Below are 16,478 nucleotides of genomic sequence, written 5' to 3' on the forward strand. Positions count from 1 at the left end.
AGAGCAGGACTGTTCTCACGGTTGTAAGGCAGGACATCCAGCAACACTCCTTACGGACCCTTAGTCTGGAGAGATGCCCGCACCTTCCTCTTCGTCCCCGACGAGTTCGCCCGCGGCCGCCACCGACGCGGTTCCGGCGCCGGTTCCGTCGACCGCCCAGGGTTCCGCTTCCGGCTCCGCTTCCGCTTCCGGTTCCGGACTGGGGCCCGTGGCGCTGGTGATCTCCGCCGGGATCTCGGTGCAGTTCGGTGCCGCCCTCGCGGTCATGATCATGCCGAGGGCGGGCGCGGCGGGCGTGGTCACCCTGCGGCTCGCGGCCGCCGCGGTCGTGCTGCTGCTCCTGTGCCGCCCGAAGGTGCGCGGCCACTCCCGTTCCGACTGGGGCACGGTGCTCGCCTTCGGCGCCGCCATGGCCGGGATGAACGGCCTCTTCTACCAGGCCATCGACCGGATTCCGCTCGGCCCGGCCGTCACCCTGGAGGTCCTCGGCCCGCTCGCCCTCTCCGTCATCGTCTCGCGGCGCCTGGTCAACCTGCTGTGGGCCGGCCTCGCGCTCGGCGGCGTGGTCCTGCTCTCCGGGCACGGCGGGGGCGGCCTCGGCTTCGGCTCCCTCGACCCGCTGGGCGCGGCGTACGCGCTCGGGGCGGGCGCGATGTGGGCGGCGTACATCGTGTTCAGCGCGCGTACCGGCCGCCGCTTCCCGCAGGCGGACGGGCTGGCCCTCGCCATGGCGGTCGCCGCGGTCATCTCGCTGCCGCTGGGCATCGCCGAAGCCGGCTCGGACCTGCTGGTCCCGAGCACGCTGGCCCTCGGCCTGGGCGTGGCCGTCCTGTCGTCGGTGCTCCCGTACACCCTGGAAATGCTCGCGCTGCGCCGCATGCCGGCCCCGACCTTCGCGATCCTGATGAGCCTGGAGCCGGCCATCGCCGCCACCGCGGGCTTCCTCGTCCTGAACCAGGCCATGTCCGCACTGGACGCGCTGGCCATCGCCCTGGTGATCGCGGCCAGCATGGGCGCGGTCCGCTCGCAGATCCGGAAGCAGGCCGCCTGATGGACGTCTCCGCCTACCTGGCCGCAGCCCCCGAGGCCCGCCGGCCGGCGCTGACGCGGCTGCGGGAGCTGTGCCTGGAGGAGCTGACCGGGTTCGAGGAGAGGATCGCGTACGGGATGCCGGCGTACGTGCGGGCGGGCGGGACGGCCGAGGAGATCGCCTGGGCGAACCAGAAGCAGTACATCTCCTTCTACCTGATGCGCACCGACGTCCGGGACGCCTTCGCGGACCGTCTGGCCGCCCACGACATGGGCAAGGCCTGCCTGCGCTTCCGCAACCCCGCCAAGGTCGACTTCGACCTCCTCCGTGACCTCCTGCGCGCGACGGCGCAGGCGGGCCCGGGACAGCCCTGCTGAGTCCGCTCCCGCCCCCGCTCCCCGAAGCCCCTGAGTCGGCCCGTCCGGCCCGTCCGGCCGGGACGGGGGCCGGCCGGACGGGCGTACGGGGTTGCGGGGTCAGCCGAGCGGTAGGTCCAGGTAGGACGGGGTGGCGTCCGGGGAGGTGAACGCCAGGGTCGCGCGCGGCAGGTTGGCGTCGCCGTAGAAGGGGTCGCGGGCGTCGATCACCAGCATCAGCCGGTGGCCGCGCGGCACGTCGTAGGCCGTGGCCTGGAGCTCGATGTCCGCGCTGATCAGGCTGTCGGGCGGGGAGTCGAGGTCCGTGTACGGGGCGTGCGTGACGAGGTGCGCCGTCCCGTCGGGCGCCGTGTCGAGGAGGTACGCGACGAAGGTGGAACCGGGGTTCGCCGCCCGGTACGTCACGCGCAGCCGCGGTATGCCGCGCAGCCGGGTGGTCTCGGCGACGGGGTCCGCGGTCCACACGGCGGCGACGGTGCGGTCGATGTCCTGGGTGCGGTAGATCTTCGGGCGGCCGGCGATCTCCGCGTAGCCGGACTGCACCACCTTGTCGGCGACGGTCGCCGGGGTGTCGACCCCGCACAGCACGGTCGACGTCCAGCCGGCCTGCGGCTCCTCGCCGAGTTCGCCGTCGTCCGCCAGGTGCAGCCGCTCCACGCGTTCGGTGAGGGAGGGCCAGGTGGGCCGGGGTTCGAGGGTCTTGCTCCACATGATCTCGCCGAGGACCTGGCCCTCGGCGTCGATGCCGTTGTCGATGTCCTTGAGGTGGCGGTCGAGCCAGCGGTGGGCGTCCGTCCAGATCCGGTTGGGCAGGCCGACCATGCCGGTCATCTCGGGGCCGGAGTGGTCGCCGATGGAGACGGCGAGGCGTTTGGGGCCGGTCAGCTCGTTGAACATCTTCAGCGTCTGGTTGGGCGGGAAGAGCGTCTCGTGCCAGGCGTGCGAGAAGAAGACCGGTACCTGGCGGCGGTTGAGCTCCTTGATGTGGGAGAAGGGCGAGCGGGTTTCCGCCCAGCGCAGCGTGCCCTGGACGTCGCGGTTGGCGAGGACGTTGTCGAAGACGCTCTGCGTCTGCGGGCTCAGCCGGGCCTTGGCGGCCGCGTCGAGCAGGGCCCGTACGGCCGCGACGTGCCGCGTGGAGTTCTCGTAGAAGGCCTCCCCGAGGTCGCCCCAGGTGCTGAGCGCGACGACGGCGTCGACGCGGGTGTCGTGCGCGGCGACGAGCTGGCCGATGCCGGAGCCGTACGAGTCCCCGAGGAAGCCGATCTTCGTGACGGGGCCGGTGCTGCGCTCGATGACGTGGTCCAGGGCGCGGCTGCCGTCGGCGACGTCGAGCGGGCCGGCGACGTCGACCTGGCCCTCGGAGCCGGCGAAACCGCGGGCGGAGTAGGCGAGGACGTTGTAGCCGCGGGCGGCGAAGAGGGAGGCCTGGACGGCGTACGGGAGCCAGCCCAGGCTGGACCACGGCGAAGGCATGACGATCACGGGGCGGGGCTGGGTGCCGGAGTGCCGCCAGAGCGCGGCGTCGAGGAGGTCCCCGTCGGCGCCGGTCACCTTGCCGCGGGTGAAGACGGCGACCGAGCGGACCTCGGCGATCTCGGCGGCGCGCGCGGGGGCGAGGCCGGTGACGTCGCCGCTCTCCAGGGCGGCGACGAAGGCGGTGAGGGCGTTCGCGTCGAGTTCGGGATAGAGGGAGAAGGGAGTTCGGGCGGCTGGAGTCACGGCAGTCCATCCTCTTCGTCGTCGAGCGGTTCCTTTGACACGAATGTGGGGGTGCGGTGCGTGGGCGCCCGTCCGGGCCGGAGCGGAGCGTTCAGTATCGACGGGACATCCGGTGACGTATCGCGAGTTTCCGGGTTACGGCCGAAATCGCCCCCTCCGCGCCCACGGGCCGTCGTGCGGCGGGACCTGCGGCCGCTCGCCGGAGCGGCAACTGCCGTGCGAAAGCGCCGGTTTGGGGCGTGTGGCGGGAAGGCGTCGCCACCCCGAAATAATCATGCAAGCATGCTTGATTGTTTTGTCGGGTGCTGCCAGTCTTCCCCTCACGCCGAGAAGGGGAGCGCACCGTGCCCGATCCGTCCGCCGCCGACGCAGCCGTCGCCGTCTTCGCAGATCTGCGTGAGGAGGGCCGCGAACTGGACCTTCTGGTAGGTGAGTTGGCCGTCCCCGACTGGGCCCGGCCCACCCCCGCGCCCGGCTGGACCATCGCCCACCAGATCGCCCACCTGCACTGGACCGACCGGGCCTCGCTGCTCTCCCTCACCGACGCCACCGGCTTCGGACACATGGTCGAAGAAGCGCTGAAGGCCCCCGACACCTTCGTCGACGAGGGCGCGCGCGAGGGCGCCGAACTGGCGCCCGCCGAACTGCTCGCCCGCTGGCGCACCACGCGCGGCGCCCTCGACGCGGCACTGGCCGCGGCCTCGCCCGACACGCGCTTCCCCTGGTACGGGCCGCCCATGAAGGCCGCCTCCATGGCCAGCGCCCGACTGATGGAGACCTGGGCGCACGGCCAGGACGTCGCCGACGCGCTCGGCGTGCGCCGCACCCCGACCGCGCGGCTGCGGCACGTCGCACGGATCGGCGTACGGGCCCGCGACTACGCCTACGCCGTACGCGCCCTGCCCGCCCCCACCGAGGAGTTCCGGGTGGAGCTGACCGCCCCCGACGGCCCGCAGGTGTGGACGTACGGCCCGCCGGACGCCCCGCAGCGGATCACCGGCCCCGCGCTCGACTTCTGCCTGCTGGTCACCCAACGGGCCCACCGCACCGACCTCGACCTCACCGCGACCGGCCCCGACGCGGACCGCTGGCTGGACATCGCCCAGGCCTTCGCCGGCCCCGCGGGGCCCGGCCGGGAACCGGGGGCCACGCGGTGACCCGGCGCCCGCTGGTCATCGGCAACGCCTCCGGCTTCTACGGGGACCGCTTCGACGCCCTGCGCGAGATGCTCACCGGCGGCCCGCTGGACGTGCTGACCGGGGACTACCTCGCCGAGCTGACCATGCTGATCCTGGGCCGCGACCGCCTGAAGAACCCGGACCTCGGCTACGCCAGGACCTTCCTGCGCCAGCTGGAGGAAGGACTCGGGCTCGCCCACGAGCGGGGCGTACGGATCGTCGCGAACGCCGGCGGACTCAACCCGGCCGGACTCGCCGACGCAGTACGGACCCTGGCGGCGAAGACCGGGGTCCCGGTGCGGGTCGCCCACGTCGAGGGCGACGACCTCACCGCACAGGTGGACGGGGCCCTGACGGCCAACGCCTATCTCGGCGGAGCCGGGATCACCGCCTGCCTGCGCGCGGGGGCGGACGTGGTGGTGACCGGCCGGGTCACGGACGCGGCACTGGTCAGCGGCCCGGCCGCCTGGTGGTTCGACTGGGCCCCGGACGACCACGACCGGCTGGCGGGAGCGGTCGCCGCGGGCCACGTACTGGAATGCGGAACCCAGGCCACCGGCGGCAACTACTCCTTCTTCGCCCGCCACGACGTACGCCGCCCCGGCTTCCCGCTCGCGGAGATCGCCGAAGACGGCTCGGCGGTCATCACCAAACACCCGGGCACGGGCGGCGCCGTCACCGCGGGCACCGTCACCGCCCAACTCCTCTACGAGACCCAGGGCGTCCGGTACTTCGGCCCCGACGTGACCACCCGCCTGGACACCGTCGGGCTGACCGACGAGGGCGCCGACCGCGTCCGGATCTCGGGCGTGCGCGGCGAGGCCCCGCCGTCCACCCTCAAGGTGGGCGTCACCCGGATCGGCGGCTGGCGCAACGAGGTCGTCTTCGTCCTGACCGGCCTGGACATCGAGGCGAAGGCCAACCTCGTCCGCATCCAACTCACCGACTTGTTGGACGGGGTGGCCGACGCCACCTGGACCCTGGCCCGCACGGACCACGAGGACGCCGACACGCAGGAGACGGCCTCCGCCCTGCTGCGGCTGGTGGTCCGCGACCCGTCCCCGGACCGGGTGGGCCGCGCCCTGACCTCGGCGGCGATCGAACTCGCCCTCGGCAGCTACCCGGGCTTCCACGTCACCGCCCCGCCCGGCCCGGCGCAGCCCTACGGCGTCTTCACCGCGACCCCGATCCCGTCCCCGGAGGTCCCGCACACGGCGGTCCTCCCGGACGGCACCCGCCTCCCGATCCCACCGGCCGCCCCGACCTCTCCGGCCCCCCAATTCCCGGCCCCGCCGGCATTCGAGGCGCGGGGGTCCGGGGGCGGAGCCCCCGGGGGGCCGCCCGCGGGGCCCACCGTCCGGGCGCCGCTCGGCGCAGTGGCCGGGGCCCGCAGCGGCGACAAGGGCGGGGATGCCAACGTCGGCGTCTGGGCCGAGACCGGCCCCGCCTGGGACTGGCTGCACCGCACCCTCACGGTCGACGCCTTCCGGGCCCTGCTGCCCGAGACCGACGGCCTCCCCGTCACCCGGCACGAACTCCCCAACCTCCGCGCCCTCAACTTCACCGTCACCGGCATCCTCGGCGACGGCGTCGCCTCCGGCCACCGCTTCGACCCCCAGGCCAAGGCCCTCGGCGAATGGCTCCGCGCCCGCCACCTCGACATCCCCGTCGCCCTCCTCCCGGCCCCGGAGGCCACCCCATGACCCGCCTCGGCACCACCGTCGACCCGCACGCCCCCGAGCACGCGAAGGCCCGTACCGCCGCGCTGGAGCGTCTCGCCGCCCTCGACGCCGAACACGCCAAGGCCCTCGCGGGCGGCGGCGAGAAGTACACGGCCCGCCACCGCGGCCGCGGCAAGCTCCTGGCGCGCGAGCGCGTCGAGCTGCTCCTCGACCCGGACACCCCGTTCCTGGAACTGTCCCCGCTCGCCGCGTGGGGCAGCGACTATCCCGTCGGCGCCTCCATGGTCACCGGCATCGGCACCGTCGAGGGCGTCGAATGCCTGGTCACCGCCAACGACCCCACCGTGCGCGGCGGCGCCTCCAACCCGTGGACGCTGAAGAAGGCGCTGCGGGCCAACGAGATCGCCCGGCAGAACCGGCTCCCCTGCATCAGCCTCGTGGAGTCCGGCGGCGCCGACCTGCCCTCGCAGAAGGAGATCTTCATCCCGGGCGGCGCGATCTTCCGCGACCTCACCCGGCTCTCGGCCGAGGGCATCCCGACCGTCGCCGTCGTCTTCGGCAACTCCACCGCCGGAGGCGCGTACATCCCCGGCATGTCCGACCACACCATCATGATCAAGGACCGTTCCAAGGTGTTCCTCGGCGGTCCGCCCCTGGTCAAGATGGCCACCGGCGAGGAAAGCGACGACGAGTCCCTCGGCGGGGCCGACATGCACGCCCGCACCTCCGGACTCGCCGACCACTACGCCCTCGACGAGTACGACGCCATCCGCCGGGCCCGCCGCGTCATCGCCCGCCTGAACCACCGCAAGCCGCACACGGACCCGCCCCGCGCCGAGGAACCCCTCCACGACCCCGAAGAACTCCTCGGCATCGTCCCGCCCGACCTCAAGACGCCCTTCGACCCGCGCGAGGTCATCGCCCGGATCGTCGACGCCTCCGACTTCGACGAGTTCAAGCCCCTCTACGGCCCCAGCCTCGTCACCGGCTGGGCCACCCTGCACGGCTACCCGGTCGGCATCCTCGCCAACGCGCAGGGCGTGCTGTTCAGCGCCGAGTCCCAGAAGGCCGCCCAGTTCATCCAGCTCGCCAACCAGCGCGACATCCCCCTCGTCTTCCTCCACAACACCACCGGCTACATGGTCGGCAAGGAGTACGAGCAGGGCGGCATCATCAAGCACGGCTCGATGATGATCAACGCGGTCGCCAACTCGAAGGTCCCGCACCTGTCCGTGCTCATCGGCGCCAGCTACGGTGCCGGCCACTACGGCATGTGCGGCCGCGCCTACGAGCCCCGCTTCCTCTTCGCCTGGCCCAGCGCCAAGTCCGCCGTCATGGGACCCCAGCAGCTGGCCGGCGTGCTCTCCATCGTGTCCCGGCAGTCCGCCGCCGCCAAGGGACAGCCGTACGACGAAGAGGCCGACGCCGGGATGCGCGCCTTCGTGGAGGCCCAGATCGAGTCCGAGTCCCTGCCGATGTTCCTGTCCGGGCGGCTGTACGACGACGGGGTCATCGACCCGCGCGACACCCGTACCGTCCTCGGCCTGTGCCTGTCGGCCGTCCACAACGCCCCCGTCGAGGGCGCCCGTGGCGGCTTCGGCGTCTTCCGGATGTGAGCCCGCACATGACGAACCTGACCTCCCTCCTCGTCGCGAACCGCGGCGAGATCGCCGTCCGGATCTTCCGCACCGCCCGCGCCCTGGGCCTGGCCACCGTCGCCGTCCACTCCGACCCGGACGCCGACGCCCTCCACGTGCGCGACGCCGACGCGGCCGTACGGCTGCCCGGAGCGGCCCCCGCCGACACCTACCTGCGCGGCGACCTGATCATCAAAGCCGCCCTCGCCGCCGGCGCCGACGCCGTGCACCCCGGCTACGGCTTCCTCTCCGAGAACGCCGACTTCGCCCGCGAGGTCCTGGCCGCCGGCCTGACCTGGATCGGCCCGCCCCCCGAGGCCATCGAGGCCATGGCCTCCAAGACCCGGGCCAAGGAACTGATGCGCGCCGCCGGAGTACCGCTCCTCGACCCCGTCGACCCGGCCGCCGCCACCCCCGCCGACCTGCCCCTGCTCCTCAAGGCCGCGGCCGGCGGCGGTGGCCGCGGGATGCGCGTCGTCCGCGACCTCGACCAGCTCAAGGAGGCCCTCGACGCGGCCGTCGCCGAGGCCCGCTCCGCCTTCGGCGACGGCGAGGTCTTCGCCGAGCCCTACGTGGAACGCGGCCGCCACGTCGAGGTGCAGATCCTCGCCGACGCCCACGGCACCGTCTGGGCACTGGGCACCCGCGACTGCTCCCTCCAGCGCCGCCACCAGAAGGTCATCGAGGAAGCCCCCGCCCCGGGCCTGCCCCCGTCCCTGCGCACCACCCTCCACGAAGCCGCCGTCGCCGCCGCCCGAGCCGTCTCCTACCGCGGCGCGGGCACCGTCGAGTTCCTCGTCACCGCCGACGGCCGCCCGTACTTCCTGGAAATGAACACCCGCCTCCAGGTCGAACACCCCGTCACCGAAGCCGTCTTCGACCTCGACCTCGTCGCACTCCAACTGCGCGTCGCCGAGGGCGCGGCCCTGCCCCCGGAGCCCCCGCAGCCCACCGGCCACGCCGTCGAGGCCCGCCTCTACGCCGAGGACCCCGCCCAGGACTGGCGCCCGCAGACCGGCGCCCTGCACACCCTCGCCATCCCCGGCGGGGTCCGCGTCGACACCGGCTTCACCGACGGGGACACCGTCGGCATCCACTACGACCCCATGCTCGCCAAGGTCGTCGCCCACGCACCCACCCGCGCCGAAGCCGTCCGGGCCCTCGCCCACGCCCTCGCCGGAGCCCGCATCCACGGGCTCACCACCAACCGCGAGCTCCTCGTACGCTCCCTGCGACACCCGGAGTTCACCGCCGGACAGCTCGACACCGGCTTCTACGAGCGCCACCTCGACACCCTCACCGCCGACGCCCCGGACGCCACCGCAGCCGCCCTCGCCGCCGCCCTCGCCGAAGCCGCCCCCGCCCCGGACGCCCCCCTCGCCGCCCGCCTCGGCGGCTGGCGCAACGTCCGCTCCCAGCCGCAGACCCGCCGCTACCGGTCCGCCGGCGTCGAGCACGAGGTCCAGTACCAGCCGGTGAACCACCCCGGGATCCGGGTCCTGGCCGCCACCCCCTGCCTCGTCACCCTCGAAGTCGAGGGAATCCGGCGGGCGTTCCACGTGAAACAAAATTCGAACAGGACCGAGATCTACGTGGACTCCGCACTCGGCGCCCACACCTTCACCCCCGTTCCGCGCTTCCCGGACCCCCAGGACCGCACGGAACCGGGCTCGCTGCTCGCCCCCATGCCCGGCACCGTCGTGCGCATCGCCGAGGGCCTGGCCCCCGGCAGCCCCGTCACCGCCGGCCAGCCCCTGCTCTGGCTGGAAGCCATGAAGATGGAACACCGCATCCTCGCTCCGGCCTCCGGCACGCTCACCGCGCTCCACGTCGCCACCGGCCAACAGGTCGAGTTCGGCGCCCTGCTCGCCGTAGTCCAGGAGGAACCGCAAGCATGAGCCCCGTCATCGAAACCGAAGAGCACCAGGCCCTGCGCACCGCCGTCGCCGCCCTCGGCCGACGCTACGGCCGCGAGTACCTCGCCCGCGTCGCCCGCGAGGGCGGCCACCCCGACGAGCTGTGGGCGGACGCCGCGAAGCTCGGCTACCTCGGAGTCAACCTCCCCGAGGAATACGGCGGCGGAGGCGGCGGCATCGCCGAATTGTCCATCGTCCTGGAAGAACTCGGGGCCGCGGGCTGTCCCCTCCTCATGATGGTCGTCTCGCCCGCCATCTGCGGCACGGTCATCGCCCGCTTCGGCACCGAGGCCCAGAAGGCGGCCTGGCTGCCCGGCCTCGCCGACGGCAGCCGCACCATGGCCTTCGGCATCACCGAACCCGACGCCGGATCCAACTCCCACCGGATCACCACCACAGCCCGCCGGGACGGCGACGACTGGATCCTCACCGGCCGCAAGGTCTTCATCTCCGGCGTCGACATCGCCGACGCCACCCTCATCGTCGGCCGCACCGAGGACGCCCGCACGGGCAGCCTCAAGCCGTGCCTGTTCATCGTGCCGCGCGACGCACCCGGCTTCGGCCGCACCGTCATAGACATGGAACTCCAGGCGGCGGAGAAACAGTTCGAGCTCACCCTGGACGAGGTCCGGCTGCCCGCGTCGTCCCTGGTCGGGGACGAGGACGCGGGCCTGCTCCAGCTGTTCGCCGGACTCAACCCCGAGCGGATCATGACGGCCGCCTTCGCCATCGGGATGGGTCGCCACGCCCTGGCCAAGGCGGTGGACTACGCGAAGACCCGCCAGGTGTGGAAGAGCCCCATCGGCGCGCACCAGGCCGTGGCCCACCCGCTGGCCCAGGCGCACATCGAGCTGGAACTGGCCCGCCTGATGATGCAGAAGGCTGCCCGCCTGTACGACGCGGGGGACGACATGGGGGCGGGCGAGGCGGCGAACATGGCGAAGTACGCGGCGGGGGAGGCGTGCGTGCGGGCGGTGGACCAGGCGGTCCACACCCTCGGCGGCAACGGCCTCACCCGCGAGTACGGCCTCGCGTCGCTCATCACCGCCTCTCGCGTGGCCCGCATCGCCCCCGTCAGCCGCGAGATGATCCTGAACTTCATCTCCCACCAAACCCTTGGCCTCCCCAAGTCCTACTAACCCTCCGGGCGGCTCGGCGGTGTGCGGCTCGCGGTGGTGTGCCGGGCGCTGCCCGAACCCGCGCCTCAATCGCCGGCGAGGCTGAGTGGTGCGGGCATGTCTCGGCCGTACCCGGTGGTCGCGCCTCGTCCTGCGGGGACACCCCGCCCCGTCCCCACTCCCCTCCGCCGACACACCCCCGGGAAAGCCCTGCCCCCCAGTCGGGTCCCGGGCACGGTCGGAGCCTGCCGTGGGGCGGGGACACGCAGGAGGGTCCCCGCAGGACGAGGCGCGACCCCCGCCGTACGGCCATGACGCCGCCGCGCGCGCCGAGCCGAGGAGACCCTCGTGCGGGGCACCGCCCCACACCACGACCCCGCCACATCAAGCCCCGCCGGCGCTCGAGGCGCGGGGTCCGGGGCCGAGCCCCGAGCAACGGCGGGGCGGAGCCCCGGGCAACGGCGGGGCCGTATACCGCCAAGCCGCCCGCAGGGCAACCGCGGGGCGGCACACCGTACCCTCCCGGAGGGACCCCGCCCGGGTCTGCCGGGGAGAACCCCACCGCACACCGCTCCGGAGGAGACATGGCCCCACTCGTGCACGCCGCCCAGGCGACCGGCATCGCCACCTTCACCCTGGACTCCCCGGGCAACCGCAACGCCCTCTCCGTCGACCTCGTCGCAGAACTCCGCGCCGCCCTTGCCGCCGCCGCGGATCCGGCCGTCCGGGCTGTCGTCCTCACCCACTCCGGGAACACCTTCTGCGCCGGGGCCGATCTCAAGTCCCCTTGCGACCCGGCCGACTTCGTGGCGCTGCTCCGTGAGACGGCCGAGCTGCCCAAGCCCGTGGTCGCCCGGGTCACCGGACACGTCCGCGCCGGCGGCCTCGGCCTGCTCGGCGTCTGCGACATCGCCGCCGCCGGACCGCAGTCCACGTACGCCTTCACCGAAACCCATCTGGGCCTCGCCCCGGCGGTCATCTCCATGCCGCTGCTGCCGCGCCTCGACCCGCGGGCCGCCGCCCGCTACTTCCTGACCGCCGAGGTGTTCGACTCCGCCGAGGCCGCCCGCACGGGGCTGCTCACCCTGGCCGCCGAGGACGTGGACGCCGCGCTGGAGCCCGTACTCGCCGGCCTGCGCAAGGCATCCCCGCAGGGCCTGGCCGCGACCAAGGCGCTGACGGCCGCCGCCGTGCGCGAGGCCCTCGCCCGCGACGGGTCGCGCCTCACCGAGCTGTCCGCGGGACTGTTCGCCTCCGACGAGGCCCGCGAGGGCATCACCGCCCGCTTCGAGCGCCGGGAGCCGTCATGGTCGCTGTGACCGGCCCCAAGCAGGGCCCCAAGCAGGCGCGCAGCCGTGTCACCCGGCGCCATCTCCTGGAGGCGGCCGTGTCGTGCCTGGCGGAGCACGGCTGGGCCGGTTCGACCGTTTCGGTCGTCGCCGAACGGGCCGGGGTCTCGCGCGGCGCCGCCCAGCACCATTTCCCGACCCGCGAGGACCTGTTCACGGCGGCCGTCGAGTACGTCGCCGAGGAGCGTTCGACGGCCCTGCGCGACCTTTTCCACGCCGGTCCGGCCGCGCGCCCGGTCGTTGTGGAGGCGCTCGTCGATCTGTACACCGGGGCGCTGTTCCGGGCCGCGCTCCAGCTGTGGGTGGCCGCCTCCAACGAGGAGCAGTTGCGCCCGCAGGTCACCGAGCTGGAGGCCCGGGTGGGCCGGGAGACCCACCGGATCGCCGTCGAGCTGCTGGGTGCGGACGAGTCGGTGCCGGGCGTGCGGGAGACCGTGCAGGGCCTGCTGGACATGGCACGGGGTCTGGGCCTGGCCAATGTGCTCACGGACGACACGGCCCGCCGGGCCGGGGTGGTGGCCCAGTGGTCCCGCATCCTCGACGCGATCCTGGGCTGAAGCGCGGGCTGAAGCGCGGGCCGAGGCGCGGGAGCGCGAAGGGCGCCGCACCCCGCGAGCGGGGTGCGGCGCCCGGTACGAGCGGCGGTTACGCGGTCTCGGCGATGTCCGCGTAGCCCTCGATCTCCTGCGGGTTGCGCCGTCCCGGCCCGGTGTAGCGGGCCGACGGCCGCACCAGGCGGCCCGTGCGCTTCTGCTCCAGGATGTGCGCGGACCAGCCGGCGGTACGGGCGCAGCTGAACATCGAGGTGAACATGTGCGCCGGGACCTCGGCGAAGTCCAGCATGATCGCGGCCCAGAACTCCACGTTCGTGGCGAGGACCCGGTCGGGACGGCGCGCGTGCAGCTCTTCCAGGGCGGCCTTCTCCAGTGCGGCGGCCACCTCGTAGCGCGGCGCGTCCAGCTCCTTGGCCGTGCGCCGCAGTACGCGGGCGCGCGGGTCCTCGGCGCGGTAGACGCGGTGCCCGAAGCCCATCAGCCGCTCGCCCTTGTCCAGGGCCTTCTTCACGTACGCGACGGCGTCGCCGGTGCGCTCGATCTCCTCGATCATGCCGAGCACGCGGGACGGGGCTCCGCCGTGCAGCGGTCCCGACATGGCGCCGACCGCGCCGGACAGGGCGGCGGCGACGTCCGCTCCGGTGGAGGCGATGACCCGGGCGGTGAAGGTGGAGGCGTTCATGCCGTGCTCGGCGGCGGAGGTCCAGTACGCGTCGACGGCCTTGACGTGCCGCGGGTCGGGCTCGCCCCGCCAGCGGATCATGAACCGTTCGACGACGGACTCGGCCTTGTCGATCTCCCGCTGCGGCACCATGGGCAGGCCCTGGCCGCGGGCGGACTGGGCGACGTACGACAGGGCCATCACGGCCGCGCGCGCGAGGTCGTCGCGGGCGGTCTGCTCGTCGATGTCCAGCAGCGGTTTCAGGCCCCACACGGGGGCGAGCATGGCGAGCGCGGACTGGACGTCGACGCGGATGTCACCGGAGTGGACCGGGATGGGGAAGGGTTCGGCGGCGGGCAGCCCGGGGTTGAAGGCACCGTCGACGAGCAGGCCCCAGACGTTCCCGAAGGAGACGTGTCCGACGAGATCCTCGATGTCGACCCCGCGGTAGCGCAGGGAACCGCCTTCCTTATCCGGTTCGGCGATCTCGGTCTCGAACGCGACGACCCCTTCGAGCCCGGGTACGAAGTCGGACATCAGGCGGCTCCTCAGATAGTGCGAACACGCGCGGCTCCCGGCGTGACTCGCGGTCCGGCGCGGTCATCCCCGTTGATGCCCGGCAGGGCCGTCGGTCACCCGCTTGGGGACCTTCGGACCGGCCCCAAGATTTTGGCCGTTCCGCCCCGACTGCGGAAGCGTGACATACGGCACACCGTGGCGGGTCCGGCTGGGGCAGGATGGCGAGCGTGACCGATCAGGACATTGACCCCGCCACGATGCGCAAGCAGTACCGCTCGGAGATCGTCGACGAGGGGAGTCTCGCCGAGAATCCGATGGACCAGTTCGCCCTCTGGTTCCAGCAGGCGGCCGACTCCCGCCTCTTCGAACCGAACGCCATGGTCGTATCGACGGCCACGCCCGACGGACGGCCCAGTTCGCGGACGGTGCTGATGAAGCAGTTCGACGGCCGGGGCTTCGTCTTCTTCACCAATTACGCCTCCCGCAAGGGCCGTGAGCTGGCCGAGAACCCGCACGTGGCGCTGCTTTTCCCCTGGCACCCCATCGCCCGCCAGGTGATCGTCACGGGTACGGCGGCCCGGATCGGCCGGGACGAGACGGCGGCGTACTTCCGCTCCCGCCCGCACGGCTCGCAGCTGGGGGCCTGGGCGAGCGAGCAGTCCAGCGTGATCGGTTCCCGCGGGGAGCTTGACCGGCGTTATGCCGAGCTGGAGGCTCGTTATCCGGAGGGCGAGCAGGTGCCGGTTCCGCCGGAGTGGGGCGGTCTGCGCGTGTTCCCGGAGGCGGTGGAGTTCTGGCAGGGCCACGAGAACCGCCTGCACGACCGGCTGCGCTATGCCCTGGACGGGGAGAAGTGGCGCGTGGAGCGGCTCTGCCCGTAGGTCGGGTGCGCGGCGGTCGGGGAAAGCAGGCGACCCGCGGGCTCTGGTTTCTCTCCTGCAGTGAGAGAAGCCGGCCGGACGTACCGGCGAGCCCGCGGGTCGGGTGACTGCTTGGGATTGGCGCCTGGCGATCCCGCCGGGCACCGCACTGGGTGCGTGCGACGACGGGCGCTTAGCCCGCAGCCACCTCACGCGTCCGGTTTCCGTACATTTCGGGAACCACCTCCCTTCTCGTGTACCGCAGAGCCTAGGAGCACCTCCGGCGGGGCACAAGCAAATATTTCTCCGGGCTTCAAATGGATCATTACCGGACATTCGGGGGAATGGGGTGTGGGCTGCGTCACGTTGGAGTTCAATGATCTGACGTGCCGCACATGCGAACACCTGCAGGGGGTGCCAGGTGAGTGCCTACGGACGTAACGAGACCGCCGACGATCTGCTCGCGGCGTTGCTGGACGGGATGGACGCCGCCCTGTGCGCGTTCGACTCCGACGGGGTGATCACCCACTGGAACCGTGAGGCCGAGCGGATCCTGGGCTGGACCGCCACCGAGGCCGTGGGGCGCAAGGGCTTCGAGGGATGGGCGGTACGGGCCGCCGACGCGCACGACGTCCAGGACCGGCTGATGGCCGCCCAGCACGTGCCCGGACGCCAGGTGCACGAGTTCGCGCTGCTGACCAAGGACGGCGGGCGGGTCCTCGTGCGGACCCAGTCCGCCGGAGTGCCGGGCGCGGACGGGAAACCCGCCGGGGTGTACTGCGCCTTCAGCGAGGTGCACGCCCAGATCGACCTGGAACGCTCCATCGCCCTCAGCGAGGCCCTCATGGACGACGCCTCGTGGGGTGTCGTCCTGGTCGACGTCGACCTGCGGCCCGCCGTCGTCAACGCGCACGCCGCGCAGGCCTTCGGGACCGGCCGCACCGCGCTGCTCGGCCGGCCGCTCGGGGAACTGCTGGCCCAGGGCGTCGAGGAGCTGGAGGGGGCCCTCCAGCACGTGCTCGCCGAGGGGGCCCCGCCCGCGCCCGTCGAGCTGTGGGTCTCGGTGCGCACCTCGGAGGGGGTGCGGCGCAGGTGCTGGCGGTGCGGGTTCCTGCGGCTGGCCTCGCCGCTCGCGGAGGAGCCCGTACCGCTGGGCGTCGGCTGGCTGTTCCAGGACGTCACCGAGGCCCGCCAGGAGCAGCTGGACACCGCGCAGCTCCGGTTCCGCTCGCACCAGCTCCACCGGGCGGGGCGGGCCGCCGCCGAGTGCGAGGACCCGGCCGAGGCGGCGGCCGTGCGGCTGGACTTCGCGCTCGCCGGCTTCGCCGAGGAGGCGCTGCTGGACGTACTGGACCCCGCGGCCGACCCCGATCGGCGCAGGCTCGTACGGTCGGCCGCCTCGCCGCCGGTGCTGCCGGCGCCCGGGTCGATCCCCGTCCGGTACGCGGCCGGGCATCCGGCGCTCCAGGCCCTGGACCGGATCGGCTCGGTGCGGACCAGCGCCCCGCGAGGGGAGCCGGACGCGCAGTGGGCGCGGGCCCGCCAGTGGCCCGAGGGTGCGGCGCACGTGCTGTGCACGGTGCTGCGGAGCCGGGGGCGGACCCTGGGGGCGCTGACCTTCGTACGCGGCCCCTCGCGGCCACCGTTCGAGCGCGCGGACGCGGCGTACGCGGAGGAGGTCGCGGCCCGGGTGGCGGCCGACCTGGACCTGGCGACGGGCCCCGCCACCCCGTACGGCGCCTGAGCGGCCCACAAGGGGCAGCGGAACGGGGCACGTTGGCGGGGCGCGCTGGCGCCCCGGCTGACGTCTAGGCCGTCTCTTTCGGATCTTGTCGGGCCCGGCCCGCCCGGCACGGCACCTCGCCGCGTTGTCGG

Annotated in this window: 13 protein-coding genes; 11 read left to right on the forward strand and 2 right to left on the reverse strand. The window is 73.3% G+C overall.

Features of this window, described 5'->3' with window-relative positions; translation table 11 throughout:
- The first annotated feature begins 73 nt into the window (after positions 1 to 73).
- Positions 74 to 1,051: an EamA family transporter gene (locus B6R96_RS20065; protein WP_081523122.1), complete on the forward strand. Its 978-nt coding sequence runs from the start codon at positions 74 to 76 to the stop codon at positions 1,049 to 1,051.
- The gene (locus B6R96_RS20070; RefSeq protein ID WP_081523123.1) at positions 1,051 to 1,407 is read left to right on the forward strand and encodes a DUF1801 domain-containing protein; all 357 of its coding nucleotides are present in this window, start codon (positions 1,051 to 1,053) and stop codon (positions 1,405 to 1,407) included. The genes B6R96_RS20065 and B6R96_RS20070 overlap by 1 nt, the downstream gene beginning before the upstream one ends.
- Positions 1,408 to 1,506: 99 nt before the next feature.
- On the opposite strand, the gene B6R96_RS20075 is transcribed toward B6R96_RS20070, so the two are convergent.
- Positions 1,507 to 3,129, reverse strand: coding sequence for a CocE/NonD family hydrolase (locus tag B6R96_RS20075; protein WP_081523124.1), 1,623 nt, complete (start codon positions 3,127 to 3,129; stop codon positions 1,507 to 1,509).
- Between the two features lie 344 nt (positions 3,130 to 3,473).
- Between B6R96_RS20075 and B6R96_RS20080 the strand changes: the two genes are divergently transcribed.
- The 7 genes from B6R96_RS20080 to B6R96_RS20110 all read left to right on the forward strand — a co-directional run bounded on the left by B6R96_RS20080 (position 3,474) and on the right by B6R96_RS20110 (position 12,566).
- Positions 3,474 to 4,286 carry a TIGR03084 family metal-binding protein gene (locus B6R96_RS20080; protein ID WP_081523125.1) on the forward strand — a complete coding sequence of 271 codons (813 nt, stop codon included), beginning with the start codon at positions 3,474 to 3,476 and terminating at the stop codon, positions 4,284 to 4,286.
- A 68-nt stretch (positions 4,287 to 4,354) separates the two neighbouring features.
- The gene (locus B6R96_RS20085; protein ID WP_237291679.1) at positions 4,355 to 6,010 is read left to right on the forward strand and encodes an acyclic terpene utilization AtuA family protein; all 1,656 of its coding nucleotides are present in this window, start codon (positions 4,355 to 4,357) and stop codon (positions 6,008 to 6,010) included.
- The gene (locus tag B6R96_RS20090) at positions 6,007 to 7,605 is read left to right on the forward strand and encodes an acyl-CoA carboxylase subunit beta (protein WP_079405278.1); all 1,599 of its coding nucleotides are present in this window, start codon (positions 6,007 to 6,009) and stop codon (positions 7,603 to 7,605) included. The genes B6R96_RS20085 and B6R96_RS20090 overlap by 4 nt, the downstream gene beginning before the upstream one ends.
- Before the next feature lie 8 nt (positions 7,606 to 7,613).
- Positions 7,614 to 9,524: an acetyl/propionyl/methylcrotonyl-CoA carboxylase subunit alpha gene (locus B6R96_RS20095; protein WP_081523127.1), complete on the forward strand. Its 1,911-nt coding sequence runs from the start codon at positions 7,614 to 7,616 to the stop codon at positions 9,522 to 9,524.
- Positions 9,521 to 10,681, forward strand: a complete 1,161-nt coding sequence (locus B6R96_RS20100) for an acyl-CoA dehydrogenase family protein (protein ID WP_053173634.1) — start codon at positions 9,521 to 9,523, stop codon at positions 10,679 to 10,681. The genes B6R96_RS20095 and B6R96_RS20100 overlap by 4 nt, the downstream gene beginning before the upstream one ends.
- A gap of 563 nt (positions 10,682 to 11,244) precedes the next feature.
- A complete protein-coding gene (locus tag B6R96_RS20105; protein WP_081523128.1) occupies positions 11,245 to 11,979 on the forward strand; it encodes an enoyl-CoA hydratase family protein in 735 nt (244 codons plus the stop codon).
- Positions 11,967 to 12,566, forward strand: a complete 600-nt coding sequence (locus B6R96_RS20110; RefSeq protein WP_081523129.1) for a TetR/AcrR family transcriptional regulator — start codon at positions 11,967 to 11,969, stop codon at positions 12,564 to 12,566. The genes B6R96_RS20105 and B6R96_RS20110 overlap by 13 nt, the downstream gene beginning before the upstream one ends.
- Positions 12,567 to 12,654: 88 nt before the next feature.
- Here the strand turns inward: B6R96_RS20110 and B6R96_RS20115 are convergent, their stop codons facing one another.
- Entirely contained in the window at positions 12,655 to 13,761 is a 1,107-nt protein-coding gene (locus tag B6R96_RS20115) for a citrate synthase 2 (protein WP_030390669.1), read from the reverse strand.
- 200 nt (positions 13,762 to 13,961) lie between these two features.
- Between B6R96_RS20115 and pdxH the strand changes: the two genes are divergently transcribed.
- Together pdxH and B6R96_RS20125 are read left to right on the forward strand one after the other, a co-directional pair.
- Positions 13,962 to 14,624, forward strand: a complete 663-nt coding sequence (pdxH, locus tag B6R96_RS20120) for a pyridoxamine 5'-phosphate oxidase (protein WP_030390668.1) — start codon at positions 13,962 to 13,964, stop codon at positions 14,622 to 14,624.
- A 460-nt stretch (positions 14,625 to 15,084) separates the two neighbouring features.
- Positions 15,085 to 16,347, forward strand: a complete 1,263-nt coding sequence (locus B6R96_RS20125) for a PAS domain-containing protein (protein ID WP_237291680.1) — start codon at positions 15,085 to 15,087, stop codon at positions 16,345 to 16,347.
- Positions 16,348 to 16,478: the final 131 nt, after the last annotated feature.

Source organism: Streptomyces sp. Sge12 (genome assembly GCF_002080455.1).
Classification (GTDB): Bacteria; Actinomycetota; Actinomycetes; order Streptomycetales; family Streptomycetaceae; genus Streptomyces.